Annotated in this window: 18 protein-coding genes; 11 read left to right on the top strand and 7 right to left on the bottom strand. The window is 41.7% G+C overall.

Annotated elements, in window-relative coordinates; all coding sequences use genetic code 11:
• Positions 1-21 precede the first annotated feature (21 nt).
• From rpoD to AN393_RS09350, 10 genes are all read left to right on the top strand, one after another.
• The gene (gene rpoD, locus AN393_RS09305; RefSeq protein ID WP_055014727.1) at positions 22-1,869 is read left to right on the top strand and encodes an RNA polymerase sigma factor RpoD; all 1,848 of its coding nucleotides are present in this window, start codon (positions 22-24) and stop codon (positions 1,867-1,869) included.
• Positions 1,870-1,935: 66 nt separating this feature from the next.
• On the top strand, positions 1,936-2,817 hold the full coding sequence (gene prmA, locus AN393_RS09310) for a 50S ribosomal protein L11 methyltransferase (protein ID WP_055014726.1): 882 nt from the start codon (positions 1,936-1,938) through the stop codon (positions 2,815-2,817).
• A 282-nt stretch (positions 2,818-3,099) separates the two neighbouring features.
• A complete protein-coding gene (gene dusB, locus AN393_RS09315) occupies positions 3,100-4,071 on the top strand; it encodes a tRNA dihydrouridine synthase DusB (protein ID WP_171037620.1) in 972 nt (323 codons plus the stop codon).
• 19 nt (positions 4,072-4,090) lie between these two features.
• The gene (fis, locus tag AN393_RS09320) at positions 4,091-4,381 is read left to right on the top strand and encodes a DNA-binding transcriptional regulator Fis (protein WP_002957804.1); all 291 of its coding nucleotides are present in this window, start codon (positions 4,091-4,093) and stop codon (positions 4,379-4,381) included.
• A 324-nt stretch (positions 4,382-4,705) separates the two neighbouring features.
• Entirely contained in the window at positions 4,706-6,292 is a 1,587-nt protein-coding gene (gene purH, locus AN393_RS09325; RefSeq protein WP_055017932.1) for a bifunctional phosphoribosylaminoimidazolecarboxamide formyltransferase/IMP cyclohydrolase, read from the top strand.
• 97 nt (positions 6,293-6,389) lie between these two features.
• Entirely contained in the window at positions 6,390-7,211 is an 822-nt protein-coding gene (locus AN393_RS09330) for a class I SAM-dependent methyltransferase (RefSeq protein ID WP_055014723.1), read from the top strand.
• Between the two features lie 16 nt (positions 7,212-7,227).
• Positions 7,228-8,511, top strand: a complete 1,284-nt coding sequence (gene purD / locus AN393_RS09335) for a phosphoribosylamine--glycine ligase (protein ID WP_055017933.1) — start codon at positions 7,228-7,230, stop codon at positions 8,509-8,511.
• A 339-nt stretch (positions 8,512-8,850) separates the two neighbouring features.
• Positions 8,851-11,391 carry an EAL domain-containing protein gene (locus AN393_RS09340; RefSeq protein ID WP_055017934.1) on the top strand — a complete coding sequence of 847 codons (2,541 nt, stop codon included), beginning with the start codon at positions 8,851-8,853 and terminating at the stop codon, positions 11,389-11,391.
• Positions 11,392-11,419: 28 nt separating this feature from the next.
• Entirely contained in the window at positions 11,420-12,229 is an 810-nt protein-coding gene (locus AN393_RS09345; protein ID WP_055014720.1) for a DUF2797 domain-containing protein, read from the top strand.
• Positions 12,230-12,231: 2 nt separating this feature from the next.
• On the top strand, positions 12,232-12,525 hold the full coding sequence (locus AN393_RS09350) for a hypothetical protein (protein WP_055017935.1): 294 nt from the start codon (positions 12,232-12,234) through the stop codon (positions 12,523-12,525).
• Between the two features lie 54 nt (positions 12,526-12,579).
• On the opposite strand, the gene AN393_RS09355 is transcribed toward AN393_RS09350, so the two are convergent.
• The 6 genes from AN393_RS09355 to AN393_RS09380 all read right to left on the bottom strand — a co-directional run bounded on the left by AN393_RS09355 (position 12,580) and on the right by AN393_RS09380 (position 17,540).
• Positions 12,580-13,497, bottom strand: coding sequence for a histone deacetylase family protein (locus tag AN393_RS09355; RefSeq protein WP_055014718.1), 918 nt, complete (start codon positions 13,495-13,497; stop codon positions 12,580-12,582).
• A gap of 76 nt (positions 13,498-13,573) precedes the next feature.
• Positions 13,574-15,115 (bottom strand): serine hydrolase, encoded by a 1,542-nt coding sequence (locus tag AN393_RS09360; RefSeq protein ID WP_055017936.1) that lies wholly within the window; start codon positions 15,113-15,115, stop codon positions 13,574-13,576.
• A gap of 11 nt (positions 15,116-15,126) precedes the next feature.
• Positions 15,127-15,621 carry a gamma-glutamylcyclotransferase family protein gene (locus AN393_RS09365; protein ID WP_055017937.1) on the bottom strand — a complete coding sequence of 165 codons (495 nt, stop codon included), beginning with the start codon at positions 15,619-15,621 and terminating at the stop codon, positions 15,127-15,129.
• A 15-nt stretch (positions 15,622-15,636) separates the two neighbouring features.
• On the bottom strand, positions 15,637-16,263 hold the full coding sequence (locus AN393_RS09370) for a LysE family translocator (protein WP_055014715.1): 627 nt from the start codon (positions 16,261-16,263) through the stop codon (positions 15,637-15,639).
• A gap of 11 nt (positions 16,264-16,274) precedes the next feature.
• Entirely contained in the window at positions 16,275-17,048 is a 774-nt protein-coding gene (locus tag AN393_RS09375; RefSeq protein WP_055014714.1) for a hypothetical protein, read from the bottom strand.
• Between the two features lie 9 nt (positions 17,049-17,057).
• A complete protein-coding gene (locus tag AN393_RS09380; protein WP_055014713.1) occupies positions 17,058-17,540 on the bottom strand; it encodes a CreA family protein in 483 nt (160 codons plus the stop codon).
• Positions 17,541-17,707: 167 nt separating this feature from the next.
• Here AN393_RS09380 and AN393_RS09385 point away from each other — a divergent pair, with 167 nt between their 5' ends.
• A complete protein-coding gene (locus tag AN393_RS09385) occupies positions 17,708-18,037 on the top strand; it encodes a 5-carboxymethyl-2-hydroxymuconate Delta-isomerase (RefSeq protein WP_004588643.1) in 330 nt (109 codons plus the stop codon).
• Between the two features lie 61 nt (positions 18,038-18,098).
• Here the strand turns inward: AN393_RS09385 and AN393_RS09390 are convergent, their stop codons facing one another.
• On the bottom strand, positions 18,099-19,979 hold the full coding sequence (locus AN393_RS09390; RefSeq protein WP_055017938.1) for a methyl-accepting chemotaxis protein: 1,881 nt from the start codon (positions 19,977-19,979) through the stop codon (positions 18,099-18,101).
• Positions 19,980-20,139: the final 160 nt, after the last annotated feature.

Here is a 20,139-nt window from a genome sequence, read left to right on the forward strand (position 1 = left end):
AGAGTGGAAGAAACAATCTCTATGGATCCAACTCCTCAGTCACAATTAAAACTTCTGATTCAAAAAGGTAAAGAGCAAGGCTACTTAACTTTTGCTGAAGTAAATGATCACCTTCCACAAGACATAATCGACTCAGATCAAGTAGAAGATATCATTAGCATGATTAATGACATGGGTATTAAGGTTAGCGAAAATGCGCCTGATGCTGATGAATTAATGATGCAAGAAACCACGACAGACGAAGACGCAGCAGAAGCTGCTGCTGCAGCCCTTGCAACTGTAGAAAAAGAAATTGGCCGTACTACTGACCCAGTGCGCATGTACATGCGTGAAATGGGTACTGTGGAACTTCTTACTCGTGAAGGCGAAATTGTAATCGCTAAACGCATTGAAGAAGGTATCAACCAGGTACAAATTTCTGTTGCCGAATACCCAGAAGCAATCACTTACCTACTCGAGCAGTGGGATAAGTTCGAAGCAGAAGAAATGCGCCTAAGCGACATTATTTCTGGCTTTTTCGATCCTAACGAAGACGAAGCACAAATCTCTGCGACACACATTGGTTCTGAATTAAGTGAAGAGCAACTTGATGAAGACGATGATGAAGATGACAAAGACAGCGATGATGATGAAGACGAAGAAGAAGTAGATACAGGCCCTGATCCAGAGGAAGCCCGTGTTCACTTTGAAAACTTACGTGATTTATACATTAAGGCTCGTACTACATTTGATGAAAAAGGGCGTTCGCACCCAGATTCTCAAGCCGCTATTTTTGAGATTGGCGAGCTTTTCAGAACCTTTAAATTAGTACCAAAACAGTTTGATCGCATGGTAAATAACATGCGAGAAATGATGGACAGAGTGCGTGTTCAAGAACGCCTTATCATGAAACAAGCTGTACAAATAGCTAAGCTACCTAAGAAAACGTTTATTAAGCATTTTGCTAATAACGAGACAGACACAGCATGGCTAGACCTAGAAATTGCTGCTAACGAAAAACACTCAGCTAAACTTGAGCAAGTGAAGCCTGAAATTATTCGTTGCATTCAAAAGCTATGTGTTATTGAAGAAAGCACAGGCTTAAGCATTGAGCGTATTAAAGACATAAACCGTCGTATGAGCATTGGTGAAGCAAAAGCGCGCCGTGCGAAAAAAGAGATGGTTGAAGCTAACTTACGTCTTGTAATCTCAATTGCTAAAAAATACACAAACCGTGGTTTACAATTCTTAGATCTAATCCAAGAAGGTAACATTGGCTTGATGAAAGCGGTAGATAAGTTTGAATACCGCCGTGGTTATAAGTTCTCAACTTACGCTACGTGGTGGATTCGCCAAGCGATTACTCGCTCAATTGCTGACCAAGCAAGAACAATCCGTATTCCGGTACATATGATAGAAACGATTAATAAACTTAACCGTATTTCTCGTCAAATGTTACAAGAAATGGGTCGTGAGCCAAATCCAGAAGAATTAGCAGAACGCATGATGATGCCTGAGGATAAAATCCGTAAGGTACTTAAAATTGCCAAAGAGCCAATTTCAATGGAAACCCCAATCGGTGATGATGAAGATTCGCACTTAGGTGACTTTATCGAAGATACTACTATTGATTCGCCTATCGACTCGGCAACAATGGAGTCTCTTCGTGGCGCGACAAACGATGTGTTAGCGGGCTTAACAGCACGTGAAGCTAAAGTATTACGTATGCGTTTTGGTATTGATATGAATACCGACCACACCTTAGAAGAAGTAGGTAAACAGTTTGACGTAACCCGTGAGCGTATTCGTCAAATAGAAGCGAAAGCACTGCGTAAATTACGCCACCCTTCTCGCTCAGACTTACTAAAAAGCTTTTTAGACGCTAAATAATTTAGCGCTTCTTATAAACTAAAAAGGCCGCTGTAGCGGCCTTTTTTCTATTTAAAGGAAACAACCATGGCTTGGATCCAAATCCGTATCAATGCCAATGCTGCAACCGCAGATGCAGTGAGTGACTTATTAATGGAAGCAGGCAGTGCCTCTGTTACTTTTATTGACGCTAAAGATACACCTATTTATGAGCCTAAAATTGGCACCGTTGAGTTTTGGGCCGATACCACTGTAATTGGTCTTTTTGAAGCCAATCATGATATGAACAGCGTAATTGCACTACTTAAACGTCATGATGAAATTAAAGACACGCTAGTATACAAAATTGAGCAACTTGAAGATAAAGACTGGGAGCGTGAGTGGATGGATAACTTTCACCCCATCCAGTTCGGTGAAAAACTGTGGATATGCCCAAGCTGGCGCGAAATTCCAGACCCAGATGCAGTCAATGTATTGCTCGACCCAGGCCTTGCGTTTGGTACGGGTACACATGCAACAACAGCACTATGCCTAAAATGGCTAGAAAGCCAAGATTTAAGCGGTAAAACAGTGGTTGATTTTGGGTGTGGATCGGGAATCTTAGGCATTGCAGCCATCAAACTTGGTGCAGAGCGCATGATAGGTATTGATATCGACCCGCAAGCGCTTGAAGCAAGCTTAGATAACGCACAACGTAATGGCGTAGCCGATAAGCTTGAGGTATACCTGCCAGAAAACCAGCCTGAGTTTAGTGCTGATATTGTAGTAGCTAATATTTTAGCGCAGCCGCTGCGTGAGCTTCACAGTGTAATTTTGGGTTTACTAAAGCCTGGTGGCAAAATTGCTATGTCGGGCATATTAGAAGAACAAGCTCAATCCGTTGCCGATATTTACGCACCGTTTATTAAGCTTGATGATATTGCACTAGAGGGTGATTGGACCCGTGTAAGCGGTACAAAAAATAGCTAGCCTCATACATTTATAAATTTAGAGTTTTAACTCAAAACTTGCATGTAAAGCCTGTATTTAACAGGCTTTACTATTTTTTTACAGTTAAAAAATTAGCCCGCATCATTTGGCAAAATTATTTTTTGCTTAAATTTCAAACAAATCAACCCGCTTGTCATGCGGTTATCAAAAGTCAATACGAAAAGGGCAAAAAAAAGTCACTTTTGTTCAATTTATAGCCTTTGATTTTTCCTAAAAAAACCGTAAACTTAGCGCCCCTTGAAAAGAGGCCTATTGAATACAGTGCGTATCGGTTCATACCAACTTGAGAATAATGTAATAGTCGCGCCAATGGCAGGTATTACAGACAGACCATTTAGACAGCTTTGCCGCCGCTTAGGCGCAGGCTTGGCCGTGTCTGAAATGTTATCGTCAAACCCGAAGGTTTGGAAGACTGAAAAATCGATGAACCGTATGGATCACAGCGGCGAATCGGGTATACGCGCGGTGCAAATTGCAGGAGCAGATCCTGAGCTTATGGCGCAGGCCGCACAATTCAATGTTGCAAACGGTGCACAGATCATAGATATCAATATGGGGTGCCCAGCAAAAAAAGTGAACAAGAAACTCGCAGGCTCTGCCTTATTACAGTTTCCTGAACTTGTGGAAGAGATAATTGATGCAGTAGTAAATGCTGTTGATATCCCGGTCACACTTAAAATCCGAACAGGATGGGATCAGGATAACCGTAATGGTGTAGAGATTGCGAGAATAGCTGAGCGTTATGGCATTGCATCACTTGCTGTACATGGGCGCACGCGCGCATGTATGTACAAAGGTGAAGCAGAATATGCCACGATTAGGGATATAAAACGCTCAGTGTCGATACCTGTGGTTGCTAATGGTGATATTACATCACCAGAGAAGGCAAAGCAGGTTTTGGACTATACGGGTGCAGATGCCATTATGATTGGCCGAGCCGCCCAAGGTCGCCCTTGGATATTTAGGGAGATAGACCACTATTTGCGAACTGGAGAACACTTACCACCACCTGCTATTTCAGAGGTGCGAAGTATTTTAATGGAGCATTTAGATAACCTCCATGCGTTTTACGGCGAGCCAATGGGAGCGCGAATCGCTCGCAAACATGTATCTTGGTATTTGCAAACCCATGACAGTGACGGTCAGTTTAGGCGAGTATTTAATGCGCTCGACAACCCAAAAGCACAAGTTGACGCATTAACGCAATACTTTAAAACACTAGCAGCTAACTAAGAAAGAAAGAGATTAAATAATGTTCGAACAAAACGTGACTTCTCCATTTATCACAAACCCTCATGTTCAGTCACACGAGAAACCGCAGCCATTGCGTGATGCAGTAAAAAAAGCTGTTCACCACTATTTAAAGCAGCTTAACGGTCAAGATGTGCAAGACGTTTACGACCTTGTTCTTTCAGAGCTAGAAGCGCCATTACTTGAAGAAGTAATGACATACACACGTGGTAACCAAACTCGTGCGGCAATTTTACTAGGTATCAACCGCGGTACTTTACGTAAAAAGCTTAAAAAATACGGCATGAACTAATACCAATGATATTGAAAGCGTAAGCATTCTAACGAGCTAAACAAGCCCATAATGGCGTTAAAAATTTCTTATGTAGAATAACTACACTGTAAAATTTTTGCCTTGTTATAGACTTGTTTTTCTATCGTTATAACTGCTTAGTAATCAAATACAATTGGTATCATGCAAAAAAGCACCTTTGGGTGCTTTTTTTATACCTGTAATTCATTAACCAAATTGCAAAATGCTCACGCTTATTGGCGCTTTATAAGTCGTTTTTTGAGTAGTAATCAGTTAAAATGCCCGCTTCTAAGCTAGCTCATTAACTGAGGAAATCAAACTACAATGGATACTCATCGTCCTATTCGTCGCGCACTTTTAAGTGTGTCTGATAAAACTGGTATTGTTGAATTTGCCCGCGCTCTAGAAGCGCAAGGTGTTGATATTTTATCAACTGGCGGTACCTGCAAACTACTTGCTGATAACGGCATAAAAGTGACTGAAGTATCAGATCACACAGGTCATCCTGAAATTATGGATGGTCGCGTAAAAACTCTTCACCCTAAAATTCACGGCGGCATATTGGCGCGTCGCGGACAAGATGAAGGTGTAATGGCAGATAATAACATTTCAGCTATCGATATTGTTGTAGTTAACTTATACCCCTTTGCGAATACTGTCGCTCAAGAAAACTGCAGCCTTGAAGATGCCATTGAAAATATTGATATTGGTGGGCCTACAATGGTTCGTGCAGCCGCTAAAAACCACAAAGATGTAACGATTGTGGTAAACGCGAGCGATTACGACCGTGTTATTAGCGAAATGCAAAACAATAATGGTTCAACTACATATAAAACACGTTTTGACTTAGCCATTGCAGCGTATGAGCACACTGCTCAGTACGATGGCATGATTGCTAACTACTTTGGCAAAATGGTGCCTGATTACACAGAAGAAGCCGCCGAAGAGTCTAAATTCCCTCGTACTATCAATATGCAGTTCACTAAAAAGCAAGATATGCGTTACGGTGAAAACTCGCACCAAGATGCTGCTTTTTACGTTGAAAACGATGTAAGCGAAGCATCCGTTGCAACAGCTACTCAGCTACAAGGTAAAGCCCTGTCGTTTAATAACATTGCAGATACCGACGCCGCACTTGAGTGTGTTAAAGAATTCGATGTACCTGCGTGTGTTATTGTTAAACACGCAAACCCGTGTGGCGTTTCAATTGGCGAAGATATTCTTAGTGCTTACGACCGCGCCTTTAAAACAGATCCAACCTCAGCGTTTGGTGGCATTATTGCCTTTAACCGCGAGCTTGATGCAAAAACAGCACAAGCCATTGTTGATCGCCAGTTTGTTGAAGTAATTATTGCCCCTAGCATTTCAAGCGAAGCGGCAAAAATTGTTGAAGCTAAAAAGAATGTACGTTTATTAGCGTGTGGACAATGGAGTGGCAAAGCAACAGGCCACGACATTAAACGCGTAAACGGCGGTGTTTTAGTACAAGACCGCGACCTAGGCATGGTTACTCAAGGCGACTTAAAAGTTGTGTCTAAACGTCAGCCTTCTGAGCAAGAACTTAAAGATTTACTGTTTTGCTGGAAAGTGGCTAAGTTTGTTAAATCAAACGCGATTGTATATGCCCGCGACGGAATGACCATTGGCGTAGGCGCAGGTCAAATGAGCCGTGTTTACTCCGCTAAAATAGCAGGTATTAAAGCCGCTGATGAAAACCTAGAAGTACCTGGTTCAGTGATGGCGTCGGATGCATTCTTCCCGTTCCGTGACGGCATAGATGCAGCTGCAGCGGCCGGTATTACAGCCGTAATACAACCAGGTGGCTCAATGCGCGATGAAGAAGTTATCGCCGCTGCTGACGAAGCTGGCATGGCAATGGTATTTACCGGCATGCGCCACTTCCGCCACTAATCACACAAAGGGTTAAACACAGCGTTTAGCCCTTTTTGTTTGCAATCAATTCACGTATTCTGATTCAACACCTATATAAAATGTTAAGGAACAAACGATGAAATTTGCACTAAAGTCACTACTTGTTGCCTCGCTTGCGCTTACATCAACTATGGCACTTAGCCATAACCATGAGTCAAGCCTTAGCCATGCTATTCAATCAAGTGAGCGCAGCGCTAAAAATAGCGCCCGCGATGAATACCGTCACCCTGAGCAAACTCTGGCATTTTTTGGTTTTAAACCAACAATGACCGTGGTTGAAATTGCGCCAGGCGGTGGGTGGTACAGTGAAATATTAGCACCAGCACTTAAAGAGCAAGGCCTATATTACGCTGCGCACTTTCCGAGTGATTCATCGGTGGGATATTACCAACGCTCACTGGCCAACTTTAAGAAAAAAGTGGCCGAAGATGAGCGTTTTAGCAAAGTAAAAATTTCTGAATTTGCTCCTCTAACGCACACTGATATTGCCCCAGCCGGTACTGCCGACATGGTACTAACCTTTCGCAATGTACATAACTGGTACATGGGTAAAGACACTGAAGGTGCATTAAGCGCGTTTAAATCTTTTTATAAAGCGTTAAAACCAGGTGGCGTATTAGGTGTAGTTGAACACCGCTTAGATGAGAGCCGTGCTGATGAGGATCAAAAATCAACTGGCTACATGAAGCAAAGCTACGTCATCGATTTAGCTAAAAAAGCTGGGTTTGAATTAGTTGCAACAAGTGAGATTAACGCGAATCCAAAAGATACAGCCGATCACCCTAAAGGGGTATGGACGCTTCCACCAAGCTTACGCCTTGGCGAGCAAGATGCCGATAAATACAAAGCTATTGGTGAAAGCGACCGTATGACGCTGAAATTTAAAAAACCGCTTTAAATAGGAATATTTCGCCATGAATGTATTAGTCATTGGCAGTGGCGGCCGTGAACACGCACTTGCGTTTAAGGCCGCTCAAAACAGTAAAGTAAACACCGTATTTGTAGCACCAGGTAATGCTGGTACTGCACTTGAGCCAAAATTAGAGAACGTTGCAATTAACGTTGAAGACCTAGATGGCCTATTACACTTTGCGCAACAAAACAATGTAGTACTTACTATTGTGGGCCCTGAAGTTCCGCTTGTACTGGGTGTAGTAGATAAGTTCCGTGAACACGGTCTCGCTATTTTTGGCCCAACAGCCGGCGCAGCACAGCTAGAAGGCTCTAAGTCGTTTACTAAAGACTTTTTAGCTCGCCATGCAATCCCAACCGCTGATTACCAAACGTTTGAACAAATTGACCCTGCCCTTGCTTATTTAAAAGAAAAAGGCGCGCCAATTGTAATAAAAGCAGATGGCCTAGCGGCTGGTAAAGGTGTGATTGTAGCAATGAACGAGCGTGAAGCTGAAGACGCTATTCGCGATATGCTGGCAGGTAATGCGTTTGGCGAAGCTGGCAGCCGTGTTGTAATCGAAGAGTTTTTAGAAGGCGAAGAAGCTTCTTTTATTGTTATGGTTGATGGTAAAAATATTTTGCCATTTGCAACAAGCCAAGATCATAAACGCGCCTACAATGGTGACAAAGGGCCAAATACTGGCGGCATGGGCGCGTACTCACCGGCACCTGTCGTAACCGACGAGATCCACCAGCGTATTATGAACGAAGTCATCGTTCCTACCGTTGAAGGAATGGCAAGCGAAGGCCACCCTTACACTGGTTTTTTATACGCAGGTTTAATGATTGATGCCCAGGGCACACCTAAAGTGATTGAGTACAACTGCCGCTTTGGAGACCCTGAAACACAACCTATGATGCTTCGTCTTAAATCAGACTTAGTTGAGCTTGTTGAAGCGGCTAACCGCGAAGAGCTTGATAAAACAACCATTGAGTTTGACCCGCGCGCAGCCGTAGGTGTTGTACTTGCCGCTAAAGGCTACCCAGGTGATTACCCTAAAGGTGATGCAATATCAGGCCTTAAAGTTAACTACCCTGCCGATGAAAAAGTATTTCATGCAGGTACTAAGCAAGCGGGCGAAAACGTTGTCACCGCAGGTGGACGTGTATTATGTGCAACGGCACTTGGCAATACCGTTACCGAGGCGCAGCAACGTGCATACGAGCTTGTAAAACAAATTAGCTGGGAAGGTATGGAGTACCGCACCGATATAGCTTACAGAGCAATTGCTCGCGAGCAGTAGCCTGTAACTAAATTATTGGTTTAACTTAGAGCTTGCTTATCTTTATAGGTTAAATTTGCAGCAGCATGTTTGGTATTTAGGCAAGGCAGCGCCTATGTAATGTGGTTATTCCCCATAAATAGGCGATAACGAGGAATAAATGCCAAACATGCGCTGCCCAAAGGGTTTGACTTAATCCACTAGGTTACAAACCTCACGCCGCGATTAAATTATCTCTAGGATAAACAAATTTTAATCCTGAAAGGTCAGCAGGCCCTAAAAATTTAACTAAAAAAGCGCAGTTTATATGCGCTTTTTTAGTGCTACACTAATTAAAAGAGTTATTACAAGTATACAACGTTGGAAACGAAAACTTTACGTTATCATGCCACGGCCTTAGCCATACTGATTTTCATATTATATATTATTAGCACACTCGCTTCTAACCTAGTAGTGCCGACTCGTTATACCATCGATAAAACCACACCTGTATATTTAGACTTTGCTTACTATATAGATGAGAGTAAATCTCACACGCTAAACGATATTATTTTAAATCCTAATTTGCTCACCCACCAATCGCTGAGCGATATTCCGTGGAGCTTTAAGCAGCAAAACTATTGGCTATTTATAGACCTTGAAAATAAAAGTTTAGATACTCAAGACATTGTTGCTCATTTTGATAACCCCATGGTTGATCACTTAAGCGTGTATCGATTAAATAAAAGAAATGAGCTTATAGAAAGCTATAAATTAGGTGATAAAGTAAAGTCTCTCACGCTTTTCCAATATAGCGTACCGCATATACGTTTTGCACTTGAGAGTAAAACAACAGAGCGCTTAGCCATTAAAATTGATACAACGGGGATTAGCAAAACCCCTATTAATTTGTATCGCCATAAAGAATTTGTTGATTTAGTTCGCTCGCAAACCGGTATTTGGGGCATATTTGCAGGCGTGCTACTAATGGCCGCCCTGTATAATTTAGTGCTTTATTTTGGAATTAAAGACCGCGTTTATTTAGTTTATATAGGCTATATCATTAGTGCGCTGTGTTTAATGGGCATTGTAATGGGCTTTGGCTTTTATTTATGGCCCCTAGAGTGGCAATTGTATCTGCACGAAAAAGTAATTTTTTCAAACTACTCAATGGCCTTCTTTACCCTCGCCTTTTGCACCATGTTTTTACGCTACCACAAAGATAAATGTTGGCGCTATAAAATGAGTAAAGCGCTACTTACTCTAATATTTTTATTAGCATTAATTACATTATTCATACCCGAGTACATTGCAGCGCCGCTGTTTTTTTGTGTGCTAAGCCTGTTGTACATCATGTGCGCTATTTTGATTTACAATAAACTACGCACGGGCTTTAGGTGGGCGAAGTTTTATGTTTTTTCGTGGGTTCCTCTCATTGTTGGCGCAGCAATACAGCCATTAGAGTTAACCGGCTTTTTGGATTATAGTTTTGCGATTCGTCACGCGTTTTTAGTGGCAATTTTGTGTGAAGTTATTTTAATGGCTATGGCGCTTGCCGATAGAGTGCGCTATCAGCGCGAGCGCGCGCTTTATCATGCTACACATACTCAGCAAACTAAATTACTTAACAGTGCCAAATTAAAACAAGCGTTTATGAGCTTACAAGCACAAGGGCGTAATACCACCCTATGCTTGATTAAAATTCGCCACTTTAATTCGCTCAACACAATAATTACCCCATCACAGGGCTACACGTTAATAAAGCACGTGGCTAAGCAAATAGAGTTAGAGCTTAGCCATGAGCGGGAATTTACCAGCCTCGACATAGACTTTAATAACAGTCCCCGCTTAGCCGATCTAGGCAGCGGGATATTTGCCTGCATATCGACTAAGAACCAAAATCAGCAATCTCTTGAAGGGGCTTTAATTAAAGTGATTAATAGCCTGCCAAAGCAATACGAAATTCAAGGGCTAAACTTACAACTGACCTATAACATAGGCATTAGTAATGCTGCCAAAAATGACGATTTTGAATATTGGACAAAACGGGGTTATTTAGCGCTTAAAAAAGCCAAGAGTAGTAACGATTTAGTCGTCAGCGCCTCTAATAACAGTAATATATTAATGGATGTAGCATTAGCGGCTAAATTACAAAAAGCGATTAAAGACAACCAACTAGCGCTATATTACCAACCCCAAATAGGGCTTAAATTCAATCAAGTCAGTGGCGCCGAAGCGTTGCTGCGTTGGCCTGATCCCGCTTTTAAAGGTGTCTCTATAGAGGAGCTAATTACCCTTGCTGAACACACAGGTATAATTAATGAGCTCACCTTATGGGTTATTGAGCAGGCCTGTAAAGATATTATTAAACTAACGGAGCAAGGCTATAAAGACCACCCTATTAGCGTAAACTTAAGTGCTAAAAACCTGTCAATTAAAAACCTAGCTGAAAAAGTAGAAAACATTCTTATAAAATACCAAGTTCCGCCACAGTTACTTAAGTTTGAGTTAACGGAGTCGGCTCTCGTTGATAGCCACGAAGCGCTTATTTCATTAGTTAATGAACTATCAGATTTAGGGGTACGGGTAGTGCTTGATGACTTTGGCACTGGCTATTCATCATTAAGCTATTTGGTAAATTACCGCTTTACAGAGCTTAAAGTAGATAAATCATTTGTATTTGATTTAACAAATAACACCGCCAATAAAGTGATTGTGCAAACCGCTATAGACATGGCACATAACCTAGGGCTATCTATCACCATGGAAGGCATAGAAACCCAAGATGTACACCACTTATTAAAAGAGATGGGCGCAGACAGAGCACAGGGTTACTTATACGCAAAACCCCTGCCCTATGATGACTATTTACACTTCTTAAAAAGCCAATACAGTTTAAAGATGTTAAACTCCACGTTTTAATATCAACATCTTTAGGGGCCAAGTAAAGATGCAAGGCACTTTGCGTAAACTAAAATCGAGCTTAACAGAACCGGTTCAATATCACCTTCCTGTGGGCGACAACTTAATCGACCTAAACGCACTCATTGGTAAAGAGTTAACGCTTACATTTAGCGGTACTATTTTATGCTCAAACTGTGGCAAAAAAACTAAAAAGAGTTACTCGCAAGGCCACTGTTTTGTATGTATGCGTAAGCTTGCTAGCTGCGATATGTGTATTATGAAGCCAGAAACCTGCCATTACGATCAAGGCACTTGTCGCGAGCCGCAGTGGGGCGAAGAAAACTGCATGATTCCTCACTACGTTTATTTAGCCAATACCTCTGGCCTTAAAGTAGGTATTACCCGTCATACTCAAATACCGACACGTTGGGTTGATCAGGGTGCCACTCAAGCCTTACCTATTTTTAAAGTACAAACACGTTTGCAATCAGGCTTAGTGGAGGTGGCTTTGGCTGAGTTTATCGCCGACAAAACCAATTGGCGTAATATGCTAAAAGGCCAAAACGAAGAAATTGACTTAAAAGCCGCTGCGGCTGAGCTTATCCCGCAAATTAGCGATAAATTAAATGAGTTAAGCGAGTTATTTGGTGCCACAGCTATAGAGCAACTTGATGAAGACGTGGTTGACTTAAACTTTCCGGTGACAGAGTACCCCACTAAAATTAGCTCGTTTAATTTTGATAAAAACCCAGTAGTAAGCGGTGTGCTCCAAGGTATAAAAGGTCAGTACTTAATTTTTGATACAGGCGTAATTAATGTACGTAAATTTACTTCATATGAGGTAACAGTAGGGTAACTATGCTAAACAGCTTTCCACAGTTATTAATTGTTTATAATGAGCTTGAAATAGCACGCGATAAACAAGAGCAACAAGCGTGTTTGCACAGCGTAACACAAAGTGAGCTTAGTAATGTGCGTGTGCTGAATAAGCAAGGCGAATACGTTGACCTACAAGGCGCTGCATGTAAGCCCCTTAATGAAGAGCAACTTGCGCAGCTGGTAACCACTTATTTGTTAAATGAAGGGCAATGCTGCCTTGGCAAAATTAAAACCCTTAATACCAAGCAGGCGTTTGATTTACTAGGTTTATAACCCTCAGCCTTTGTTATACCAATTCGCTTAATTATTAATTATTTCAAATTGGTATTAGTACTCACTAAGCACTTTTATATGCGCTACAGCACTTCTTCCTAATGCTGATAGCGCATAGCCGCCTTCAAGGTAAGATATAACACCTTTACAGCCACTCTCTTTTGCAACGTCGCATAATTGCTCAGTAAGCCAGCTGTAGTCATCTTCTACAAACTTTAAACTGGCCATGTCATCTTCTAGGTGTGCATCAAACCCTGCACTTATAAATAGCAGCTCTGGCTTAAAGGCTTTTAATTTAGGCAACCACTGAGTATTAAACACCTCTTTTAAATCATCGCCATTACTGGCTATTGGCAAAGGGGAATTAACTATGTGGCTGTTATTTTTTACGGCTGTATTTGGATAAAATGGATATTGAAATAACGAACAAAGTAATACATTGTCGTCATCCAAAAATATGTCTTGTGTACCATTACCGTGGTGTACGTCAAAATCAGCTATGGCTATACGTTTAACGCCTTTGCTTTGAGCATACTTAACCGCTATAGCTAAATTATTAAATACACAAAATCCAGATGAAGCATGTGCATTGGCATGATGCCCAGGCGGGCGTACAGCGCAAAAGGCGGCATCGAGTTTATCTGCGAGTATTTCATCTACAGCCAACAGCCCTGCCCCTACGGCGCGCTCTATTGCTTTTAATGAATCAGGGCATAGCCAAGTGTCGCCATCAAGGTTATTTAACCCCTCATTAGGGAGCAAACGCTCCACAAGATTAACTAACGACTCGTCATGTGCTAACAAGTAATGTTCACGGTGCGCTTTAGGTGCTTGTAAATGCGTTAAGCCGATATCTATACCACTTGCCAGAAGTCTATCGGCAATGGCGTCAAGGCGCTGTGGGCACTCAGGATGATCGTCAATCATTTTATGTTTACGGCAATGGGGGTGTGAAATAACAGCAGTACGCATAAACGCTCCTTTCCTTTGAGTCTAAATATAACAAAGCCACCTTAAGGTGGCTTTGCGACTTTGGTGTATAGCATTACTACTTAGCTTTTAAATTAAGGTTTCTAAAATCAAAACTAAAGTCTGTTACCGCTGTTGATACCGCACGCATTTTAGCGCTATTTACACGATTATTTTCGCCCATATCAAAACGAATAAACGCATCGGCCTCAAGTAGTTTTTCATCCCATTTAACAATAAACGTATTACCTGTGTAATGCTCAAGGGTGCCTTTTAAGCGTTTGGTATGGGTAAAATCAATACGTAGTTTGCCATCTAACTGCTCAATAATTACATCGCCATACCAATCGTCATGTAGCGTGCCGGTGTAATTTATAGTAGGTAATTGTGGCTGATAATCTGCTGGGGTGTCGGGTTTTGCATTTGCGTAGGCTTTTTGTTTACTCGCAAAATGCTTTTTAGCTAACTCTTCAACCCAGTCTTTATCTTCAAGATCAAGGGCGTCTTCTAACACTTCGTGGGTAACCGCAGAAAGCGCACTAAATGCTTGCTGATTAGATAAAATAACTATGCCAAGCTTTTTCTCAGGCAGTAATGTAACTTGCGACACCATACCTAAAATGCCCCCGCCGTGGCCTAGCTTTTTAAAGCCGTGGTAATCTTCAATACTCCAACCTAGCCCATAGCCTCTAAATTGCTGATGATAGGCCTCATACGCACTTTTAGACGCCATAGAGGTAATATGCGGGTGCCACATTTGCGCTTGCTGTTTCTCACTAAAGAGTTGCTCACCGCTTGGCATTTTACCGCCAGCTAACTGCGTAAGTAACCATTGGCTCATATCGTTTACGCTCGATGCAATAGCCCCTGCGCCTCTAAAGTCCTCTAGGTAGTTAACAAAGAATGGATTAAGCTTGCCATCCATAGGAATATGGCCAATTGCCCAGTTTTTATTGCTTTTAGGAATACGCGAAAAACCCGCACGAGAGTTATCCATGTGCAAAGGCTGTAATATATTTTTTTCGATGTAATCGTTCCAGCTCATACCAGATACACGTGCCACCACTTCGCCTGCGGTTACAAACATTAAATTGTTATAGGCATACTGGCTACGAAAACTGCTGGCTGGCTTTAAATATTGTAGGCCGGCTAAAATATCTGCTATAGATTTATCAGTACTTGGCCAAATCATTAAATCGCCTTGGCCAAGCCCTAAGCCACTGCGATGGCTTAATAAATCACGGATACGCATTTCGCGGGTGACGTATGAGTCGTACAGCCTAAACTCAGGTAAGTGGTCAATTACTCTGTCATCCCAACTTAACTTACCTTCATCAATCAACTTAGCCAGTGCTGCACTGGTAAACGCCTTTGTATTTGAGGCAATACCAAAAAGTGTGTCTTTATTTACTTTTGCATTTGTATTGAGATTACTTGTGCCAAAGCCTTTAGCAAATACCACTTTATCGTCTTGCACAACCGCTACTGCCATACCCGATACGTCAAAGCGTGCCATTGAGGTATTAATCACCTCTTCTAAGTGCGTGGTATTAATTTGTGCCCAACTATTAAAAGTGGCACTGGCAAGCAACGCTAAACTGGCTAATTTGGTGAGTTTCATGATTATCCTTATTATTTTTGGTGTACTGCAAATTCTATTTCAGCACGCGCCTTATTTGTATCGGGCTTGTGCGGCCGATTAAGTATTGCATCACTGTATTCTTTTGGTACGCCCGCCTCAAGCGCGCCGCGATGAACGTGCTGAATATACCAGTCGTATGGCAGCACATCGTTATCGTGCGTATTGGCTATATAACAATGCGCCTCTATTTGCTCACCATCTAACAGAGTGGGGTTAACAGCAACACAGTCGTAGCCTGGGCCCTCTATGGTGTCTAAAATTGCTTTTTCAGCTTCATCAAGCTCATACACCACGCCGTATACCAGGGCGTTTTTATCATCACTCTTTTGAATACTGCACTTACCCGAGCCATCTTTAAATAACATATTAAACGTAAGCTCGTAGCCTTTTAATACAGCCGTGCCAACTCGCTTTGCTTTTGGTAAACGCGCAAGCAAGCGGTTAGAAGACATATTCGATCCAAACGAAAAATTATAAATAGGCATGACTTCCTCCTAGAGTTAAATGACAACACGAATGGCTAGAGCAATTAAAATAACACCTATCCCTCGGTCAAACCAATAGCCACTTTTTTGAAAAAACGCCCTTACACTGGGTTTTGACAACACTAAAGAAAGCATAGAAAACCACACCCAAGTAGCTAAAGCCATATAAACCCCATACACAACTTGCACGCTGGTAGGTGTAGTTACACTAATAACTAAGGTAAATAACGACATAAAAAAGAGGGTTGCTTTAGGATTAAGTGCATTGGTTAAAAAGCCGCGCCTAAATGCATGCCATACGCTTTCTTGTGGGGCTGTTTTGCTTTCAATGTTATCTGTTTTATTTACCGGTGGTTTGGCAGCCCTTAATGCTTGTACGCCTAAATAGGCTAAATACGCGCCCGCAACGTACTTTAGTGCCATAAATAAAGTAGGCGATTGCGTTAAAATTAGCGCAACCCCTAATACGCAGTATCCTACGTGTAATAAAATAGCCGCGCCTACGCCAGCGCTTGTCCATAGGGCGTTACGCCTGCCCTGCTGTATACTTTGTTTGAGCACCACAGCAAAATCGGGGCCTGGGCTGGCTACAGCAAAAAAATGGGCAATGGCAATTAGTAAAAATTCGTCTAAGTAGTTCACAAGTATCCGGTTTAAGTGGGTGCATAGGCAAGCAATAGTGGATTAGCAGAGTTTTCAACTAATGCTTTGATCTCTTTTTGGGCTTTTTTAAATTGGCTGCGCAAATGTGGCTTTAAATGTTTTTTAGAGACACTGTCGTTTTTAAAATAACTAATTAGCGCGTGCATAAATACAGTATGGGTTTCGCTTAACTTAGCCTCACGATTAGCATACGGGTTATAGCACGAGCCACACCCGCCTTTAAATTGATACACAGTGTTGCTCATCATTACCCCAAACCCTAAAAAACAGGCCAGCGCATCTGCCGCTTGTGGTAAGTAGTCTTTACCGCCTGGCGGTAACACCCCAACATGATGTATTAATACAGTCGCCAGCGTGCCAGCAAAGCTGGCCACTAAATCTTGCGGCTGATTAATTTGATTAGGGTTAAACGAGATATTAATCGTATGGCTTGGGGGTACTATAAGCTGGCTTTGCTCTCCCCTTATATGTTCAGCAAATTCAAAGTGTGGGAATACTTGTGGTTGTAACTGCTGTGGTGCAACCAACTGTATTGGCCACGCATTCATACCTGCGTAATCGCGTACTCGCACAAAAACCTTAGTAGCCATTTCCTCAATGCTCGATACCGAATCAGGAAAGTGCTCAACGGTTGGTAATATTATTTGCGTATGCTTGGTAAAAAATTCGGCATCAAAGTGCTCTACCGCCCAAATAAAGGTATCAATCAGCCACTGCTGCTCAGCTTGTTCTAGCAACGGCTTTGATTTAAATAACGCTAACATAATGTGCTCTTATTTTTGTTCAAGTGCCCAGTTCCAGGCCTGTGTCTTATATAAAGGCACTGTTGAAAGTGCATGGTGATGGCTGCCGCTCGACTCTTTAGTCGAGTACGATAAGTACAGTAATGTACGATTTTGTGCATCGTAAATACGGCGCACTTTTAGCGATTTAAATAAAATACTTTTTGATGACTTAAACACCACTTCGCCCGACTTACTGCGATCTATTGCTTGTAACATATCGGCTGTAATTGGCCCAGTTTGACGACACGCAATAGACATATCAGAGGGATCTGAAAAATCTAAATCGGCCTCTATATGGCTAATATGGCACGTAACCCCTTTTACTAGCGGGTCTTGCTGCGAATTTACCACTACATCTTTAGTAGTAAACAGCCCTAAACTCACCGACGCAACGTCATCTGAGCAGGCACTTAATGTAACCACTGCACCTAAGAGCACAGCTAAACGTTTAAAGCGGTATGGTAATTTCATATTAATCCTTAATTTTGCTTATAAGCGAAGGTTCACGTGACTGTTTTTATACTACCATCAAAAATTAATACAACTAAATTTAGACTATTCAGGGGTTAGCGCGCAGTTCAGGCTTTGGTACAATGACGCGCACGCCCACGTAGTAACTCATAATAGGAAACGCGTAAATGCCGCACATTATTATTGAACACTCTGAAGATCTTCCTGTATTACCGCAAGTGCTTGTTGAAAAAGTACACAACGCGACTTTTCAAAGTGGTTTGTTTGACCTAGAAACCATTAAAACCCGCGCAATTGCTTATCAGCAATATCAGCTAGGTGAAGGAAAAGAAGGGTTTATTCATATTGCGGCGCATATCATGGCTGGGCGCTCGATTGAACAAAAACAAATGTTGAGTGAGAGCTTGCTTGAATGTCTAAAAACCTACTGTCGAGACTCTGATAGTTTAAGCGTTAATATTTACGACATTCAACACGAGATTTACCGAAAGAACTAAGTGTTATAAAACGCGCTGTTACCAAATTACAGCGCGCTTTTCACTGAAACCTATTACTTTGCTAAAGCGTAAACTTACCTAGTAATTCTTTTAATATATTTGACTCTTCATTTAGCCCGCTGCATAACTCCTCTGAGGTTTTCATATTTTGCTTTGTTTGCTGCGCAGAGTCAGAAATCATTACTACATTTTGGCTAATTTCTGAGGTCGCCAATGTTTGCTCGCGGGTGGCTGTAGCCACCGAGCTATTTAGTTCACTTAGCGTAACAATTTCTTGAGAAATACCCGTTAAGGTACTGCCAGTTACTTTTAAGCGCTCAGCATTTTCTAAGGTATTCTTACTCCCCAGCTCTATATCCGACACCGTGCTAGACGCCTTAGAGTTTAACGTGTCTATCATTTCGTTAATTTGCTCGGTCGACTCTGCAGTACGCATAGCAAGGGTTCTTACTTCATCGGCTACAACCGCAAAACCACGGCCGTGTTCACCTGCCCGTGCAGCTTCTATGGCAGCATTGAGCGCCAGTAAGTTAGTTTGCTCCGATATTGCTTTAATAACATCAAGCACCTGTGTAATTGATTTTATTTCCCCTGAAAGCTCAGTTACCGAGGCAACCGAGGTAGCCATGGCGTTTTCTAACTGCTCCATTTGCTTTATCGTACTATTTACAAACTCAACCCCTTTGTGGGTCGCTTCCTCTGTTGAAGAAGCAATGTCAGAGGCATTACTGGCACTATTTGAAATATCTTGTACGGTGACTTCCATCTCGTTAACGGCTGCCGCAACAGTTTGCGTACTAGATGATTGCACCTCGGCCAAATTGGCGGCTCCTTGTACTTGTACTAACACATCCTCTGAAATACTTTTTACGTGAGTTGCTGAGTCCGAAACCTGCTTAAACATGCCATGCAACTGCTCTAAAAATAAATTAAAGTTAGCGGCAAGTTCTGATATTTCGTTGTTATCGTTAGTGGGCAGCCTTACAGTTAAATCGCCGTCTTTTTTAGTTAACGCGCTCACAGCAGCGGTTATATTTTCAATGGGTTTAAATATTTGCGACACTAAAACTCTGGCTAGGGCAAAGCCAATAATGGCAATGATCACACCAAATAATAAATTGCTATTAATGGCACTGTTTATTGGCCCGTATAGCTGCTGCTCGGGTACTTCTGCTACTAAGTGCCAGCCTAATGATTCAATAGGTGTACTCGATACAACATAATCTTCACCGGCCATTGTTTTACTAATAATGGCGCCATTTTTAATATCGTTAATATTAATTTTTTGGCCCATTTTACTTCTATCACTGTGAAGCATTACCTCACCTTTATCAGAAACCAAATACACTACACCGGCCTCGCCAATACGGTATTCATTAATTAAGTTGATCATAGAATCAAGCGAGCGTCCTACGCCCGTAATGGCGGTACGCTCGCCATTAATTTGTAGCGCATAGTTAATAAAAACCACCATGCTATTTGTGGTTTTATCTATGTCCAGTGCTATTTCAAAGGGTCTGTTAGAGGATAAAAACTGATCAAACCATACATCTTCATTTCTATCTATCTTTCTAGATATGCCAGTATCTGTGTAATAGTTGTTACTGTTTTTAGAAATTATATAAGCAATAACTGCGTTGTTATCTTTTTTAATGCTGGCTAAATAATTAATATAATCGGCACTTGCTTGCTCACTCTCACCGTTACTTAGCCATTGTTTAACAAAGCTGTTTTGCGCAATCTCTTTAGCAACAATAATGGGAGTGGCAAGTTCAAGCTCAATTTTGCTTTTAACTTCACTCAGCGCGGTAGGTAAATCAACCTTTGCGAGCTTTTCATCGGTATGATTTTGAATACTATTTGAAAATAAAAACGTAGAAACCGCTAATGGCACAACAATAGCTAAAATAAGACTAATATAAACTTTTTGTTTAAGTAACATACGATACCTGTAAATGGATAAAGGGCTTAACTAACACCTGCTTAGAATAAATATAGGATCAGCTGAGCAATAAGCCCAATAATTAGAAAAAATAGAACATAAAAGAAGAGCGTATATTTTAATTTAATCCACCGCTGGAAAGCGAATTGAACTTTAAAGG

This window comes from Pseudoalteromonas sp. P1-25 (assembly GCF_001401805.1).
Taxonomy (GTDB): domain Bacteria; phylum Pseudomonadota; class Gammaproteobacteria; order Enterobacterales; family Alteromonadaceae; genus Pseudoalteromonas.

Bases quoted from the DNA above. Each gene is read 5' to 3' on its own strand.
- rpoD (WP_055014727.1), top strand. From the start codon at position 22: ATGGATCCAACTCCTCAGTCACAATTAAAACTTCTGATTCAAAAAGGT.
- AN393_RS09380 (WP_055014713.1), bottom strand. From the start codon at position 17,540: ATGAAATTACCATACCGCTTTAAACGTTTAGCTGTGCTCTTAGGTGCA.
- AN393_RS09365 (WP_055017937.1), bottom strand. From the start codon at position 15,621: ATGCCTATTTATAATTTTTCGTTTGGATCGAATATGTCTTCTAACCGC.
- AN393_RS09385 (WP_004588643.1), top strand. From the start codon at position 17,708: ATGCCGCACATTATTATTGAACACTCTGAAGATCTTCCTGTATTACCG.
- AN393_RS09330 (WP_055014723.1), top strand. From the start codon at position 6,390: ATGAAATTTGCACTAAAGTCACTACTTGTTGCCTCGCTTGCGCTTACA.
- prmA (WP_055014726.1), top strand. From the start codon at position 1,936: ATGGCTTGGATCCAAATCCGTATCAATGCCAATGCTGCAACCGCAGAT.
- AN393_RS09350 (WP_055017935.1), top strand. From the start codon at position 12,232: ATGCTAAACAGCTTTCCACAGTTATTAATTGTTTATAATGAGCTTGAA.
- fis (WP_002957804.1), top strand. From the start codon at position 4,091: ATGTTCGAACAAAACGTGACTTCTCCATTTATCACAAACCCTCATGTT.
- AN393_RS09375 (WP_055014714.1), bottom strand. From the start codon at position 17,048: ATGTTAGCGTTATTTAAATCAAAGCCGTTGCTAGAACAAGCTGAGCAG.
- AN393_RS09360 (WP_055017936.1), bottom strand. From the start codon at position 15,115: ATGAAACTCACCAAATTAGCCAGTTTAGCGTTGCTTGCCAGTGCCACT.
- AN393_RS09355 (WP_055014718.1), bottom strand. From the start codon at position 13,497: ATGCGTACTGCTGTTATTTCACACCCCCATTGCCGTAAACATAAAATG.
- AN393_RS09345 (WP_055014720.1), top strand. From the start codon at position 11,420: ATGCAAGGCACTTTGCGTAAACTAAAATCGAGCTTAACAGAACCGGTT.
- purD (WP_055017933.1), top strand. From the start codon at position 7,228: ATGAATGTATTAGTCATTGGCAGTGGCGGCCGTGAACACGCACTTGCG.
- AN393_RS09390 (WP_055017938.1), bottom strand. From the start codon at position 19,979: ATGTTACTTAAACAAAAAGTTTATATTAGTCTTATTTTAGCTATTGTT.
- purH (WP_055017932.1), top strand. From the start codon at position 4,706: ATGGATACTCATCGTCCTATTCGTCGCGCACTTTTAAGTGTGTCTGAT.